The 13,993-nt window shown below is 61.6% G+C and carries 9 protein-coding genes; 5 read left to right on the top strand and 4 right to left on the bottom strand.

Annotation, left to right across the window (positions count from 1 at the left end; genetic code table 11):
• Nucleotides 1-52 precede the first annotated feature (52 nt).
• The 4 genes from KW824_RS06075 (at nucleotide 53) to KW824_RS06060 (ending at nucleotide 7,372) form a co-directional block, all read left to right on the top strand.
• Nucleotides 53-706 carry a TetR/AcrR family transcriptional regulator gene (locus KW824_RS06075; protein WP_025327582.1) on the top strand — a complete coding sequence of 218 codons (654 nt, stop codon included), beginning with the start codon at nucleotides 53-55 and terminating at the stop codon, nucleotides 704-706.
• 65 nt (nucleotides 707-771) lie between these two features.
• Nucleotides 772-3,096: an acyl-CoA dehydrogenase gene (locus tag KW824_RS06070; protein ID WP_218409610.1), complete on the top strand. Its 2,325-nt coding sequence runs from the start codon at nucleotides 772-774 to the stop codon at nucleotides 3,094-3,096.
• A 163-nt stretch (nucleotides 3,097-3,259) separates the two neighbouring features.
• Nucleotides 3,260-6,322 (top strand): efflux RND transporter permease subunit, encoded by a 3,063-nt coding sequence (locus KW824_RS06065; protein ID WP_218409259.1) that lies wholly within the window; start codon nucleotides 3,260-3,262, stop codon nucleotides 6,320-6,322.
• 15 nt (nucleotides 6,323-6,337) lie between these two features.
• Complete coding sequence (locus tag KW824_RS06060; protein WP_218409258.1) at nucleotides 6,338-7,372, top strand: efflux RND transporter periplasmic adaptor subunit; 1,035 nt, start codon at nucleotides 6,338-6,340, stop codon at nucleotides 7,370-7,372.
• Between the two features lie 66 nt (nucleotides 7,373-7,438).
• Here KW824_RS06060 and pyk read toward each other — a convergent pair whose 3' ends face one another.
• Together pyk and KW824_RS06050 are read right to left on the bottom strand one after the other, a co-directional pair.
• The gene (pyk, locus tag KW824_RS06055) at nucleotides 7,439-8,878 is read right to left on the bottom strand and encodes a pyruvate kinase (protein WP_042649695.1); all 1,440 of its coding nucleotides are present in this window, start codon (nucleotides 8,876-8,878) and stop codon (nucleotides 7,439-7,441) included.
• Between the two features lie 161 nt (nucleotides 8,879-9,039).
• Complete coding sequence (locus tag KW824_RS06050) at nucleotides 9,040-9,897, bottom strand: MurR/RpiR family transcriptional regulator (protein ID WP_042649694.1); 858 nt, start codon at nucleotides 9,895-9,897, stop codon at nucleotides 9,040-9,042.
• A 345-nt stretch (nucleotides 9,898-10,242) separates the two neighbouring features.
• On the opposite strand from KW824_RS06050, the gene glk reads away from it, so the two are divergent.
• Entirely contained in the window at nucleotides 10,243-11,211 is a 969-nt protein-coding gene (gene glk / locus KW824_RS06045) for a glucokinase (protein ID WP_218409257.1), read from the top strand.
• 359 nt (nucleotides 11,212-11,570) lie between these two features.
• Here glk and KW824_RS06040 read toward each other — a convergent pair whose 3' ends face one another.
• Both KW824_RS06040 and KW824_RS06035 read right to left on the bottom strand, forming a co-directional pair.
• A complete protein-coding gene (locus tag KW824_RS06040; RefSeq protein WP_218409256.1) occupies nucleotides 11,571-12,953 on the bottom strand; it encodes an ATP-binding protein in 1,383 nt (460 codons plus the stop codon).
• Nucleotides 12,953-13,627, bottom strand: a complete 675-nt coding sequence (locus KW824_RS06035) for a response regulator transcription factor (RefSeq protein WP_218409255.1) — start codon at nucleotides 13,625-13,627, stop codon at nucleotides 12,953-12,955. Before KW824_RS06035 ends, KW824_RS06040 begins: the two co-directional genes overlap by 1 nt.
• Between the last annotated feature and the right edge of the window lie 366 nt (nucleotides 13,628-13,993).

The raw sequence follows: 13,993 nt of genomic DNA, 5'->3' as shown, positions 1-13,993 counted from the left end.
ATGACTGGGCGTGAAACGTACTTTTTAAACATTCGTTTAAGTGAGGTGTCCAGTGAGTAAAATCGATACCAAAAACCGTATTCTCGATGCCGCCGAGGTGCTGTTTGCCGAGCGGGGATTCGCCGATACCTCGTTGCGTCTGATCACCAGCGAGGCCGATGTGAACCTGGCCTCGGTCAACTACCACTTCGGCTCCAAGAAGGAGCTGATCCAGGCGGTGCTCGATCGCTACCTGAGTATCTTCATGCCGGCGCTGGATGCGCGCCTGCAGACCCTGATGGTGCAGGAGCAGCTGACCCTGCTGCAGGTGTTCGAGAGCTTTGTCGATCCCCTGATGAAGCTGGTGGCGGTGCGGGCCAACGGCCCGGCGCTCTTCATGCAGTTGCTGGGGCGCGGTTACATCGACAGTCAGGGCCACCTGCGCCGTTTCATCACCACCCACTACGGGGCGACCCTGCACGGGATCACCCAGGCGATCTCCAAGGCCAACCCGGCCCTGTCGCCGGCGGATCTGTTCTGGCGCCTGCACTTCACCCTGGGCACCGTCGTGTTCACCATGGCTTCCGCCGATGCCCTGCGTGACATCGCCCAGGCCGATTTTGGCCAGCAGCTCGATGTGGAAGGGCTGGTGCGCAACGTTATTCCTTATCTGGCGTCCGGTGTCGGGGCGCCCGTGGAGTCGACCAGGCTCTCCCTGGCCGTGTAACACCTAACAATAATCAACGGAAACAGTGAAATAGAAGGAACTTCGGTATGATCACATTGCTTGTCCTGCTTGTCCTGCTTGTCCTGCTGGTGCTGGCGATAGCCGTAGTGCTCGGCGTGCCCGCCATCCGTAAAAAGGTGGTAACCCGTCCCGTGTTCGGCATCTTCAAGAAGATACTGCCGCCCTTGTCGGCCACCGAGCGGGAGGCCATGGAAGCCGGCTCCGTCTGGTGGGATGGCGAGCTGTTTCGCGGCAACCCGGACTGGAAGAAACTGCATGGTTACGGCAAGGCCGAACTGAGCGCCGAGGAGCAGGCCTTCATCGACAATCAGGTCGAGACCCTGCTCGCCATGGTGGACGACTTCAAGATCGTCAACGAGACCAAAGACCTGCCGGAGCCGGTGTGGGACTATCTGAAGAAGGAGGGCTTCTTCTCCCTGATCATCCCGAAATCCTATGGCGGTCGCGAGTTCTCGGCCATTGCCAACTCCACTATCGTCACCCGCATCGCCACCAAGAGCCTGAGCGTGGCGGTCACCGTCATGGTGCCCAATTCCCTGGGTCCGGGTGAACTGCTGATGCACTACGGCACCCAGGCCCAGAAGGACTTCTGGTTGCCGGGGCTGGCCAACGGCAAGGAAGTTCCCTGCTTTGCCCTGACCGGGCCGGAAGCGGGCTCGGATGCGGGCGCCATTCCGGACAAGGGGATCGTCTGCAAGGGCATGTACAAGGGGGAGGAGGTCATCGGGCTTCGCCTGAACTGGAACAAGCGTTACATCACCCTGGCGCCTCGCGCCACCGTGCTGGGTCTGGCGTTCAAGATGTACGATCCGGACAAGTTACTGGGTGACAAGGAAGAGATCGGCATCACCTGTGCCCTGATCCCGACCAACCACCCGGGTGTGCGAGTCGGCGATCGCCACTACCCCATGGGACTGGCGTTCCTGAATGGTCCGACCTTCGGCAAGGATGTGTTCATCCCGCTCGACTGGATCATCGGTGGCCCTGAATATGCGGGTCGCGGCTGGCGCATGCTGGTCGAATGCCTCTCCGCCGGTCGCGGCATCTCGCTGCCTGCCCTGGGTACCGCCTGTGGCCACATGGCGAGCCGCACCGTGGGCGCCTACTCCTATGTGCGCAAGCAATTTGGCATGTCCATCGGCAAGTTTGAAGGAGTGCAGGAAGCGCTGGCCCGCATCGGTGGTCTCACCTACCAACTGGAAGGGGCACGTCGCATGACGGCAGGTTCCCTGGATCTCGGTCAGGCGCCCGCCATCGTCACCGCGATTTCCAAGTACCACATGACCGAAATGGCGCGCCAGGTGATGGACGACTCCATGGACATCCACGCCGGTCGTGCCATCCAGCTCGGCCCGAAAAACTACACCGGCTACGCCTACATGGGCATTCCGGTCGCCATCACGGTGGAGGGGGCCAACATACTGACCCGCAACCTGATGATCTTCGGGCAGGGTGCCACTCGCTGCCACCCCTACGTGTTTGCCGAGCTGGAAGCTGCCGCCGACACCGACGTGGAACGTGGCCTCGAGAAGTTTGACGCCCTGCTGATGAAGCACATCGCGTTTGGCACCGGCAACTTCTTCGGTGCCCTGTTCCAGGGGCTGACCCTGGGCCAGTTCAACAGCGCACCGGTGGCTGGCGAAACCGCCCGCTACTACAAACAGCTGTCGCGCATGAGCAAGGGGCTGGCGCTGTGTGCCGACGTCTCCATGTTGATGCTGGGTGGCGATCTCAAGCGCAAGGAGATGATCTCCGCCCGTCTGGGGGACGTGCTGAGCCACCTCTATCTGGCCTCCGCGACCCTCAAGCACTACGAGGATCAGGGTCGCATGGTCTCGGATCTGCCGTTCGTGCAGTACGCGGTGGAGCGCAATCTTCACCTCATCGGCAAGGCGTTCGAGGGCTTCTTCCAGAACTTCCCGAACAAGGTGGTCGGTGCCGTGCTCAAGCGTGTGGTGTTCCCGTTTGGTGTGGGCTACAAGATGCCGGCGGACGATCGCTGCCACGCCATCTGTCTGGCCATGATGACCCCGGGCGAGTTCCGCGATCGTCTGACCGCGCTCTGCTACGTGGGCAAGGATGACGCTGACCCTGTTGGTCTGATGGATCGTGCCTTCCAGGCCATGGTGGCGGTGCAGCCCATCGAGAAGAAGCTGGTGCAGGCCCAGAAAGAGGGCAAGCTGCCCCGCAAGATGGCGCTGCCGGAGCTGGTGGCTGCGGCCCTGTCCCAGTCCATCCTCGGCAAGGAGGAGGCGGACAAGCTGCTGGCCGCCGATGCCCTGCGCTACGAGGCGATCCAGGTGGACAACTTCGCCCCGGGCGAGCTGGAAGGGCTGTCTCAACCGGCTCCGGCGGTGCACGCCGCCTGAGTCTGATGCTCGATTGCAGAACCGGCCCATGTGGCCGGTTTTTTTGTTGTTTAACCAGGCATTTACAAGGCCGATTAATTCCAGTTTAATGCAATGGCCCCCACCCTTGGGGCAGGAAGCAAGGCCAGCGGAATGGCCGATAACAACAACTCAGGAAGAGTGAATGAACCTCGCCAAAACGGCGATCGAACGCCCCATCTGGGTGGCGGTCTCGGTCGTGCTTATTTTCGTGCTGGGCCTGCTCAGCATCCGGGGGCTGCCGATCCAGCTGTTCCCCGACATAGACCGTCCCCACCTCAACATCTCGGTGAGCTGGCGCTCCGCCTCGCCCCAGGAGATGGAGTCGGAGGTAACCGACCCCATCGAGCAGGAGATGCAGGGGGTGCAGGGGCTGAAAAGCATCGGCAGCAACAGCTACCCCGGCTTCACCGAGATCAACATGGCGTTTGCTCTCGGCACTGACATGCAGCGGGCCCAGCTCGACGTCATCTCGCGGCTTAACCGGGTCTCCGGCCTGCCGGACAGGATCGACGGCCCCTACGTCAACAACTACAGCAGCAACGACACCCTTACCTTCTTCTTCATCCAGCAACTGCCCGGCGCCAAGGGGGTGATCGACGATCATCAGGCGCTGATCGAGGCGCGGGTCAAGCCGGAGCTGGAGCGGATCCCCGGGGTTTCCACCGTGGAGGTAGAGGGGATCAACGAGCGCCAGATCCAGGTGCGTTTCGACCCCTACCGCGCCGCCGAGCTGGGGGTGGAGATCCCGGTGCTCGCCAGTCGGGCCAGCACCGACTGGGACGTCTCCGCCGGCACCCTCGACATCGGCCGCTGGGAGTACAAGCTGCGCTTCGCCGGGCGCTACGATGTGGAGACGCTGGGGGACAAGGTGGTGGACTGGCGCGACGGCCTGCCCATCTACCTGCGGGACGTGGCCGAGGTGCGATTGGCCCGGGAGGATAACCCGGTACTGCGCATCCAGAACGGCAACACCGCCATCGCGGCCCAGATCTTCAAGGAGAGTGGCGCCAACGCCCTGGCGGCACTGGAGGGGATCAAGGCCAAGGTCGGGGAGCTCAACCGTGAGGTGTTGGAGCCGGTCGGCCTGCACATGGAGCAGTCGTTTGACGCCTCCCTCTACATTAACCGGGCGGTGGGCATGGTCACCGCCAACCTGGGGCTGGGGGTGCTGCTCTCCTGCGCCATCCTCTGGGTCTTCCTGCGCCAGCTCAAGGCGACCCTGATGATAGCGATTGCCATCCCCATCAGCATCATGCTCACCTTCTGTCTGCTCAAGGTGATGGGGCGCACCCTCAACGTCATCTCCCTCGCCGGCATCGCCTTCGCGGTCGGCATGGTGCTGGATGCCGCCATCGTGGTGCTGGAGAGCATCTATCGCCGCACCGAGCCGGGGGATGTCAGCAAGGCGGAGGCGGCGCTGGACGGCACCAGCCGGGTGTGGACGGCGCTGGTGGCCTCCACCCTGACCACGGTGGCCATCTTCTTGCCGGTGCTCTTGCTCAACGATGTGGAAGGGCAGTTGTTTGCCGACCTTGCGCTGACCATCGCCTGCGCCGTGACCGTCTCCATGGTGGTGGCGGTGACCGTACTGCCCGCCGTGGCGGCGCGCTGGATGGGGCGCGAGCGACTGGTCGACCCCTATGACGGGCTCTGGCGGCGCACCACCCGCCACGTGATCCGCTGGACAGCGACTCCCCATCGGCGCTGGACCATCATCATCCTGATGATGAGCCTGCCCGTGCTGGCCAGCTGGCTGTTGCTGCCCAAGATGAACTACCTGCCGGACGTGAAACGTGACGCCATCGACGTCTGGATGAGCTTCACCCCGGGGGTCAACCCCAAAGCCCAGAGGGAGGAGGTGATCGATACCCTGATCGCCCGCCTCGACCCTTACATGAAAGGAGAGAAGGAGCCGGCCCTCAAGAACTACTACATCTTGCGCTACCCGGGTGGCGCCCAGATCGGGGTGCGCCCCAGAGACGAGACCCGGATCAAGGTGCTCGAGCGCCTGCTGATGGACAAGCTGCTCACCAATATCCCGGACACCCGGGTCTTCGGCGGCCAGGGCTCCCTGTTTGGCGGCTTTGACAGCGAGAACAGCATCTCATTGCTTATTCAGGGGGGCACCCTGCCCGAGCTCTATCAGGCGGCCCGCGAGAGCATGGTCATAGTACAAAAGGACCTGCCGGGGGCCCAGGTCAGGCCAGAGCCAGGTCTCGACTTCACCGCTCCCGAGCTGAGGCTGGTGCCGCAAGACAGGCGTCTGGCCGAGGTAGGCTGGGATCGCACCCCCATGCCCACCATCATCCAGACCTTCGGCGACGGCCTGCGGGTCGGCGAGTATTTCGATGGGGAAGACAGGCTGGACATCCTGCTGATAGGGCAGAGCTCGGCCAATCCGGATGAACTCAAGGCGGTGCCGCTTGCGACCCCATCCGGGCGCATCGTCCCCCTCGGGGAACTGCTGCGGGTGGAGCCTGCTCTCGGGCCGGAAAGCATCTTCCGGGCCGATGGCCGGCGCAGCATCCAGCTCATGATCACCCCACCGGAAGGCATGAGCATGGAGCAGGTGCTGGAGATCCTGCAGAGCAAGAGTTTTGCCACCATCAGACCCATACTGCCGGCTGGCGGGGAGCTGCAGATCGCCGGCAATGCCGACAGCCTGCAGCAGGCGCTGGACAACCTGGGCAGCATCTTCCAGTTTGCGGTGCTGATCCTGCTCATCCTGCTGTGGGGAGTGTTTGCCTCCCTCAAGGATGCCGTGCTGGTGCTGCTGACCTTGCCCCTTGCCGCCGTCGGCGGTGTGCTGGCGCTGCGTCTGAGCGGATTGCTGGTGCCGCTGCCGATGGATCTGCTCACCATCATCGGCTTCGTCATCCTGTTGGGGTTGGTGGTCAACAACGCCATCCTGCTGGTACACCAGACTCGCACGGCGGAGCGAGAGGGGATGAGTCGCCAGCTGGCGGTGGCCGATGCCCTGCAAAGCCGGATGCGCCCCATCGCCATGACCAGCCTCACCAGCATCTTCGGCATGTTGCCGCTGATGCTGAGCCCGAGCGAGGGGAGTGAAATCTACCGGGGGCTGGCTACCGTCATCGTCGGCGGCATGAGTTGCAGCACCCTGTTTACTCTGATCCTGTTGCCTGCCTTCCTGAGGCTGGGTGAGCGGGTCGACGCGCCGCATGCCATCCGGCAGCGGGCCTGAGCAAGGAGCTCATCAATGAAACCTGTATTCACAAGGATGATGGTGGCGGTGGCCCTGCTGGCCATAGCGCCGGTTGAAGCAAAGATGGTGACTCTGGCGGACGTGACCCAGGGGGAGGCGGGAGCCAGCATCTGGGTCAGCGGCACGGTCGCTAGCCGCCAGCAGGCGGCGCTCAGCACCGAGGTGAGCGGCCGGGTGGAGTGGATAGCCGAGTTTGGCAGCCGGGTCAGCAAGGGGGATGAGCTGCTGCGCCTGGACGCGGCCACCCTGCGCCTCTCCCTTGAACAGTCACGGGCAGAACAGGCGAGAGAAGCAAGCAACCTGCGCTACGCCCGCGCCGAGTTCCAGCGGCTCGAGCGACTGCACCAGCAGAAGAGCGCCTCCCGGAGTCAGTACGACAAGGCGCGTTACGACGTGGAGCAGGCCGAACTGGCCGAGCAACTGGCACGGGTACAGGTGCGCCAGATCGAGGCGCAACTGCAGAGGACCCACATCTTCGCCCCCTTCGATGGTGTGGTGAACGAGCACTTCATCCAGCCAGGAGAGCACGTGGATGCGGGGGAGCAGGCGCTGGAGCTGGTCAATCCGGATCAGCCGGATATCCGGCTGCGGGCCCCCATTGTCTGGGCCAGTCAGTTGGAAGATCAGGCCAGGTTGCGGGTCGAGGGGGAGCAGATCAGCAGCCACGCCACCTATTACCAGCGGGCGGCCAGCGCCGATCCCAAGTCTCGGCTCATCGAGCTGCGCCTCAGGCCCGAGCCGGGCAGTTTCATCATCGGCTCGCCGGTGCGGGTGGCGCTGCCGCTGGGGGAGCAGCAGACCATGCTGTTGCCACGGGATGCCCTGGTGCTCGGCACCGAGGGGAGCGTGGTCTATCAGGTGGAGCAGCGCGGCGAAGCGCTGACCGTGAACCGGGTGCCGGTGACCGTGCTGTTTGGCGACAACCGGCAGGTGGCGGTGAGCGGGGCGCTCAAGCTGGGGGACAGGGTGGTGGTGCGCGGGGCAGGCAGCCTGCAGGATGGGGACAAGGTGGAGCTGTTTCGTGGTTGAACCGGGTATGACGCCATAAAAAACGGCTCCCGCAGGAGCCGTTTTTGTCGATGTCCAGGCGAGCGATTACTCGACCATCATCACCTTGCAGGTGTTGGTACTGCCTACGGTTTCCATCTTGTCGCCATGGGTCAGCAGCACCATGTCGCCGCTCTGGACCAGGCCCTTGGCCTTGAGCACGTCGAGCGCCTCGCGGCACACCTCGTAGACAGGTTTGCTCTCGTCCCCGTCGAACAGTACCGGGGTCACGCCACGGTAGAGGTTGGTCCAGGCCAGGGTCTTGTTGTGGGGAGACATGGCGAAGATTGGCAGGCCGGAGCTGATGCGGGACATCAGCAGCGGGGTAGTGCCGGATTCGGTCAGCGCCACGATCGCCTTGACCCCTTCCAGGTGGTTGGCCGCGTACATGGTGGACATGGCGACCGCCTCTTCCACCGAGGTGAAGGTATAGCTCATGCGATGGTTGGAGACATTCAGGCTAGGGTGCTTCTCGGCGCCCACGCAGACGCTGGCCATGGAGGTCACGGTCTCGATGGGGAACTGGCCGGCGGCGGTCTCGGCGGAGAGCATCACCGCATCGGTGCCGTCCAGCACGGCGTTGGCCACGTCCATCACTTCGGCACGGGTCGGCAGCGGGGCGTTGATCATGGACTCCATCATCTGGGTCGCGGTGATCACCACCCGGTTCAGGCGACGGGAGTGGCGGATCAGCTTCTTCTGCACGCCCACCAGCTCGGGATCGCCGATCTCGACGCCGAGATCGCCACGGGCCACCATGACGGCGTCGGAGCCAAGAATGATGTCTTCCATCGCCTCGTCGCTGGCGACGGTCTCGGCACGCTCGACCTTGGCCACTATCTTGGCGTTTGAGCCGGCTTCACGGGCCAGTTCACGGGCGTAGCGCAGATCATCGCCGCTGCGGGGGAAGGAGACAGCCAGGTAGTCCACGTTCATGCGGGCGGCGGTCTTGATGTCTTCCTTGTCCTTCTCGGTCAGGGCCGGCGCGGAGAGACCGCCCCCTTTCTTGTTGATGCCCTTGTTGTTGGAGAGCGGCCCGGCCACGGTGACCGTGGTGTGGATGCGGGTGCCTTCAACCTGTTCGACCTTCAGCTGCACGCGGCCGTCGTCCAGCAACAGGATGTCACCAGCCACCACGTCGTTTGGCAGACTCTTGTAGTCGATGCCGACCTGCTCCTGGCAGCCTTCACCCTTGCCGAGGGCGGCATCGAGAATGAACTTGTCACCGATGGCGAGGTAGACCTTGCCATCCTTGAAGGTGGAAACGCGGATCTTGGGGCCTTGCAGGTCACCCATGATGGCCACATGACGGCCTAGCTTGGCGGCGATTTCACGCACCTGGTTGGCGCGCTGGATATGATCTTCAGGAGTGCCGTGAGAGAAGTTCATCCGCACCATGTCGGCACCGGCGCGGATGATCCCCTCGAGGATGCCGTCGCGATCGGTCGCCGGACCGAGTGTGGTTACAATCTTTGTTCGTCTTGGCATGAAAGACTCCGATGTGAAGTTGATATGACTTGAAATACTGCCCCGTCAAGCGTGTGGCATGGCGCCTGCTTGCAGGCCATCTGGGTGGCCTTGTGTCATTGAATTACGATACTACACCAAGCCCGGTGGCTTAGACAGTCGGGGGCGGACCCCCGAATGATTCAGGAATTATGCGGGGTATCAAAGCGGGATTCGCGCAAACCTTCTTTGACTTTCTTCAGGTTTTCGCGAAATTTCATGCCACGGCGCAGGGTGAAGCCGGTGGCCAGCACGTCCACCAGGGCGAGCTGGGCGATGCGGGACGCCATGGGCATGTAGACGTCGGTGTCTTCCGGCACGTCCATGGAGAGCACCAGGTTGCACTCGCGGGCCAGGGGGGAGTCCTTGGCTGTCATGCCGATGACGGTGGCATCGTTTTCACGGGCCAGGGCTGCGATCTCTACCAGTGCCTTGGTGCGGCCGGTGTGGGAGATCAGCACCACCACATCCCCTTCACTGCTGTTGATGCAGCTCATGCGCATCATGACGATGTCCTCGAAGCTCACCACGGGGATGTTGAAGCGGAAGAATTTGTTCTGGGCATCGCGGGCCACGGCGGAAGAGGCGCCCAGGCCGAAGAAGCTGATCTTCTTGGACTGGGTCAGGATGTCGACGCAGCGGTTGATGGCGGAAATGTCCAGGCTGTTCTTGGCCGCATCGAGGCAGGCCATGGTGGATTCGAAGATCTTGGCGGTATAGGTGTCTGGCCCGTCTTCCGCCTCTACGTGGCGGTTCACATAAGGGGTACCGTTGGCCAGGCTCTGGGCCAGGTGCAGCTTGAAATCGGGAAAGCCCTTGGTATCGAGACGGCGGCAGAAGCGATTGACGGTCGGTTCGCTGACATCGGCCAGCTTGGCGAGGGTGGCAATGCTGGAGTGAATGGCGGTCTGGGGCGACGCCAGGATCACTTCAGCCACCTTACGCTCTGATTTACTGAAACTTTCCAAATTGTTCGTAATTTTATCGAGGGTATTCATCATTACCACCAGGCATTTTTGTAATTTAACTTCAGTGTCTGTGCACTAAATTCACAGCTCAAGCAGGTTTCCAATCTACTTGATGACTATACAAGACAAGCGCTTATCGGAACTAATCTCGTCCCCATAAAGTATGACTCATGTCTAATTATTTCGTGTTTTTGGTTACAAACTTCCATCCACCCCTTGAAAACGCTTACAAATGTTGCAAAGCAACAACACTGTGAGCGGGCGCACAGTTGCATTCATCCAACGCGCCGCAAGGGGAGGGGCTCGGGTAGTATTGCAGCCAAATAACAAGGTCGGGACGGTAAGGGCCGCCCCGAGTCGGTAACGAAGGAGTTTGTTATGCAGCATACCCATGCGCTGGTGGGCGACGTAGGCGGTACCAATGCCCGGCTGGCCCTCTGTGAGCTGGCGACCGGCGCCATTTCCCAGGCAAAAACTTATTCAGGGCTGGCTTACCCCAGCCTGGAAGCCGTGGTGCGTCTCTATCTGGAGGAGCATGGCGTCAAGGTGGGCGAGGCCTGCATCGCCATCGCCTGCCCTATCAACGGCGACTGGGTCGCCATGACCAACCACAGCTGGGAGTTCTCCATCCGCGAGATGCAGAGCAATCTAGGGCTGGATCGCTTGCAGGTGATCAACGACTTTACCGCCGTCTCCATGGCCGTCCCCGTGCTGAAGGAGGCTGACCGCATCCAGCTGGGGGGCGCGGCGCCCGTGGCCGGCAAGCCCATCGCCATTTATGGCGCAGGCACCGGCCTGGGGGTAGCCCATCTGGTGCAGGCCGGTGAGCAGTGGCTCAGTCTGCCTGGCGAGGGCGGCCACGTGGACTTTGCCGCCAACACCGAAGAGGAAGATGCGGTGTTGCAGGTGATGCGTGGCGAGCTGGGTCATGTGTCGGCCGAGCGTTTTCTCTCGGGCCCTGGGCTGGTCAATCTCTATCGCGGCCTGGTGAAGTCCGACGGCCGTGAGCCCGAGGCATTTGCCCCGAAAGACATCACCGAGCGGGCGCTGGCAGGGGACTGCCTGGATTGTCGCCGTACCCTGAGCCTGTTCTGTGTGCTGATGGGTCGCTTCGCCGGCAATCTGGCGCTCAACCTGGGTACTTTCGGTGGCGTTTATATCGCTGGCGGCATAGTACCGCGCTTCCAGGAGTTCTTCCTCGGCTCCGGTTTTCGAGTCGCCTTCGAAGACAAGGGGCGCTTCAAGCCTTACCTGAAAGATATTCCCGTGTTCCTCATCACTCATGAGGGGCCGGGTCTGCTGGGGGCCGGTGCCTACCTGCGCCAATCCCTCGGGATCCGGCTCTAAAAAACGGGCAAGGAAACGATTTTCTCGTGGTTCAGTCCCAATTCAGTGACCATGGCGTAGAGTGAACTCACGTACTCAAGAGGGCAGGGCTTCATAAGGAATTGGAACCGGTCTTCATCCGCTGGGTGCGATTGTCACCTGACAAGCCTGAACTGTTTCACCGGCCCTTGCGGCCGGTTTTTTTATGGCTGCCCCCCGGACGGGGATCCATGCGTCCCAGTTGTATACAGGCGGTGTAAACCCCATAACGTGGTCTGACCGTGATGGCGGAACCTGGAAGGTGTCGAGTCTGGCACGACAAGCCGATAAGGGAATAGTGGCGGATGAAGGGGCCCATGGCGTGGGCCCGCATCACGGTCTCAGGGGAGGGTGATATGGAACCTGGCGCCGCCGAGCGGGGATTCATCCACCCGGATCTTGCCGCCGTAGCTGTGCACGATTTCGGTCACCACCGCGAGCCCTATCCCCTGGCCGGGGGAGCTGTCCGCCCGCACACCGCGCTGGAAGATCTGCTGCGATTTGCCGGGGTCGATGCCGGGGCCGTCGTCTTCCACCACGATGAGCAGGCCGCCACCCTGGCGGTTGACCCGCACCTGGATCTCGCTGATGGCGAACTTGCAGGCGTTGTCGAGCAGGTTGCCCATCAGCTCCATCAGATCGCCCTGTTCACCGTGGAAGAAGACGTCGTCATCAAACTGGAAGCCGGTTTGCAGCTTCTTGTGACGGTAGACCTTGGTGAGGCTGGCCAGCAGCTTCTCGATGAGAGGCACCGGCTCGGTGCCCTTGCTGGCAAGGCGCTTTCGCCCCGTGACGGCACGGCGCAGCTGGTACTGGATGATCTGATCCATGGTGGTGATCTGTTCATTGATGTTGTCATGGATATCGTGGCCGAGCTTGAGCTCCTGGGCGGTGATCTGGATGAGCGCCAGCCGGGTTTTCAGGCTGTGGGCCAGATCATTGAGGGCGTGCTGGTAACGCTGGGTCTGCTGGCGCTCGTTTTCCAGCAGCTGGTTGACCGATTCGGTCAGCGGCGTCAGTTCCCGCTCGTAGTCGTTGGAGAGCGACTCCCGGGAGCCGGCGCGGATCTCGTCAATCTGCCGCGCCATGGTGCGCAGGGAGGAGAGACTCCAGAAGCTGGTGAGCAGCAACAGGGCACCCAGCAGGCAGTAGGAGAGCAGCGCCTGACGAATGCAGCGGTAGAGATACTCTCTGGTCTGGGCCTGGTAACGCTTGGCGGAATCGACCATCACCACGTAGTAGGTGGTGGGGCCGCTGCCATGGTTGCGCAAGAAGCGCAGGCTGTAGATGAAGTAGCTCTCGCCATTCTTGATGGTGTGGAGCTTGAAGAAGTAGTCCTGATCCAGGCCACCCAGGTATTTCATCAGATCCCGGCAGATGGTCCCCTTGATGGTGATCACCTCCGGCATGTGCAGGCTGGACCAGCTCAGCTCCCCGTCGGAGCGGCAGATCAGGGTATCGAGATTGGGATCGATGGCATCCGGGGTGATGTTGCCGAGATCTGTGATGGCGTGGGGATCGGGTTGCTTGGAGGAGAAGAGTTTGGAGAGATTTTCCTGCATGCGTGCGCTGGCCTTCTGAGCCTGCTCCTCGGCGTGACCAAGATAGAGGATATAGACGGAGAAGGTCATGATGAGTGCGATGACCAGCATGGCGCTCATCATCAGCTTGAGATGAAGCGAGCGGCGGATCAGTTGCATGGGGCGCAGCATGAAAAGAGGCATCAGCTGCAGGAGAGGTTGAAGATGTAACCCTGTCGGCGGATGGTGGAGATGGGGGCGATGACCCCTTCCGGATCCAGTTTCTTGCGCAGTCGGCTCACCATGACCTCTATGGTGTTCGGATCCCCTTCGCCATCGCCATAGAGTTGATCCAGCAGTTGCTGCTTGGAAACCACCTGGCGGGCGTTGCGCATCAGGTATTCCAGGATCAGATACTCGAAGCTGGTGAGCACGGTGACCTCACCGGCGACGGTCAGCTCCTTGCGGGAGAGGTCCAGCTCGTAGTCGCCCGCCTTCACTCTGGGGGAGATGAAACCGGCGCTGCGGCGCACCAGGGCATTGAGTCGGGCAAGCAGCTCGTCTTTCTGGAAGGGTTTGACCAGATAGTCGTCGGCGCCGGCCTCCAGACCTTCTACCTTGTCTTGCCAGTTGCCTCTGGCCGTCAGCACTATGATGGGGAAGGGGATCTGCTGCTCGCGCAGCCGGCTGATGAGCTGCAGGCCGTCCATGTCCGGCAGGCCGAGGTCGATGATGGCCACGTCGATGGGATAGTCGGCCGCATAGTGCAGCGCCACCTGGGCACTGTCCGTGCTGTGGACTTGATTCTGGGCCTCGGTCAACAGCGTGGTGAGGTGATGATTGAGCAGCTTGTCGTCTTCGACCAGTAGGATTTTCATAAGATGCATGATGATAAGGGTCCAGGCTGTCAATTAGAGGGTGTCTAAAGGGGAGAGTCAACGAGGATCCTACATAACCCCCCTGTATCGGGACTGAATCGTGCCTGTCTTTGCTATGCTATCGCCACCTCATCTCCGCTGTGACCAGGCCGATCCATTCAGGCTATCGGCACGAGGGTCTCACACTGCGCCTTAGTACCATGAATTACGACCGTTCCTATCGCACAGGGTGAGATCGAGAAACCCTCATTTTTAGGTGGTTTACATTGTCGCAAGCATGCCTGGCAACACCGTCTTGGTTCTTATGCTGCGTTCACTCATATCGTTTGTAAGGATTTGAAAAAAAGTGACTTTTTCCCTCTAAAA

The sequence above is a fragment of the Aeromonas sp. sif0611 genome (genome assembly GCF_019218845.1).
GTDB lineage: Bacteria > Pseudomonadota > Gammaproteobacteria > Enterobacterales > Aeromonadaceae > Aeromonas > Aeromonas media.
This window is presented reverse-complemented; position numbering and strand designations above follow the sequence as displayed.

Excerpts from the sequence above, each read along its gene's own strand:
- KW824_RS06065 (WP_218409259.1), top strand. The coding sequence starts at position 3,260 with ATGAACCTCGCCAAAACGGCGATCGAACGCCCCATCTGGGTGGCGGTC.
- KW824_RS06060 (WP_218409258.1), top strand. The coding sequence starts at position 6,338 with ATGAAACCTGTATTCACAAGGATGATGGTGGCGGTGGCCCTGCTGGCC.
- pyk (WP_042649695.1), bottom strand. The coding sequence starts at position 8,878 with ATGCCAAGACGAACAAAGATTGTAACCACACTCGGTCCGGCGACCGAT.
- KW824_RS06050 (WP_042649694.1), bottom strand. The coding sequence starts at position 9,897 with ATGATGAATACCCTCGATAAAATTACGAACAATTTGGAAAGTTTCAGT.
- glk (WP_218409257.1), top strand. The coding sequence starts at position 10,243 with ATGCAGCATACCCATGCGCTGGTGGGCGACGTAGGCGGTACCAATGCC.
- KW824_RS06040 (WP_218409256.1), bottom strand. The coding sequence starts at position 12,953 with ATGCCTCTTTTCATGCTGCGCCCCATGCAACTGATCCGCCGCTCGCTT.
- KW824_RS06035 (WP_218409255.1), bottom strand. The coding sequence starts at position 13,627 with ATGAAAATCCTACTGGTCGAAGACGACAAGCTGCTCAATCATCACCTC.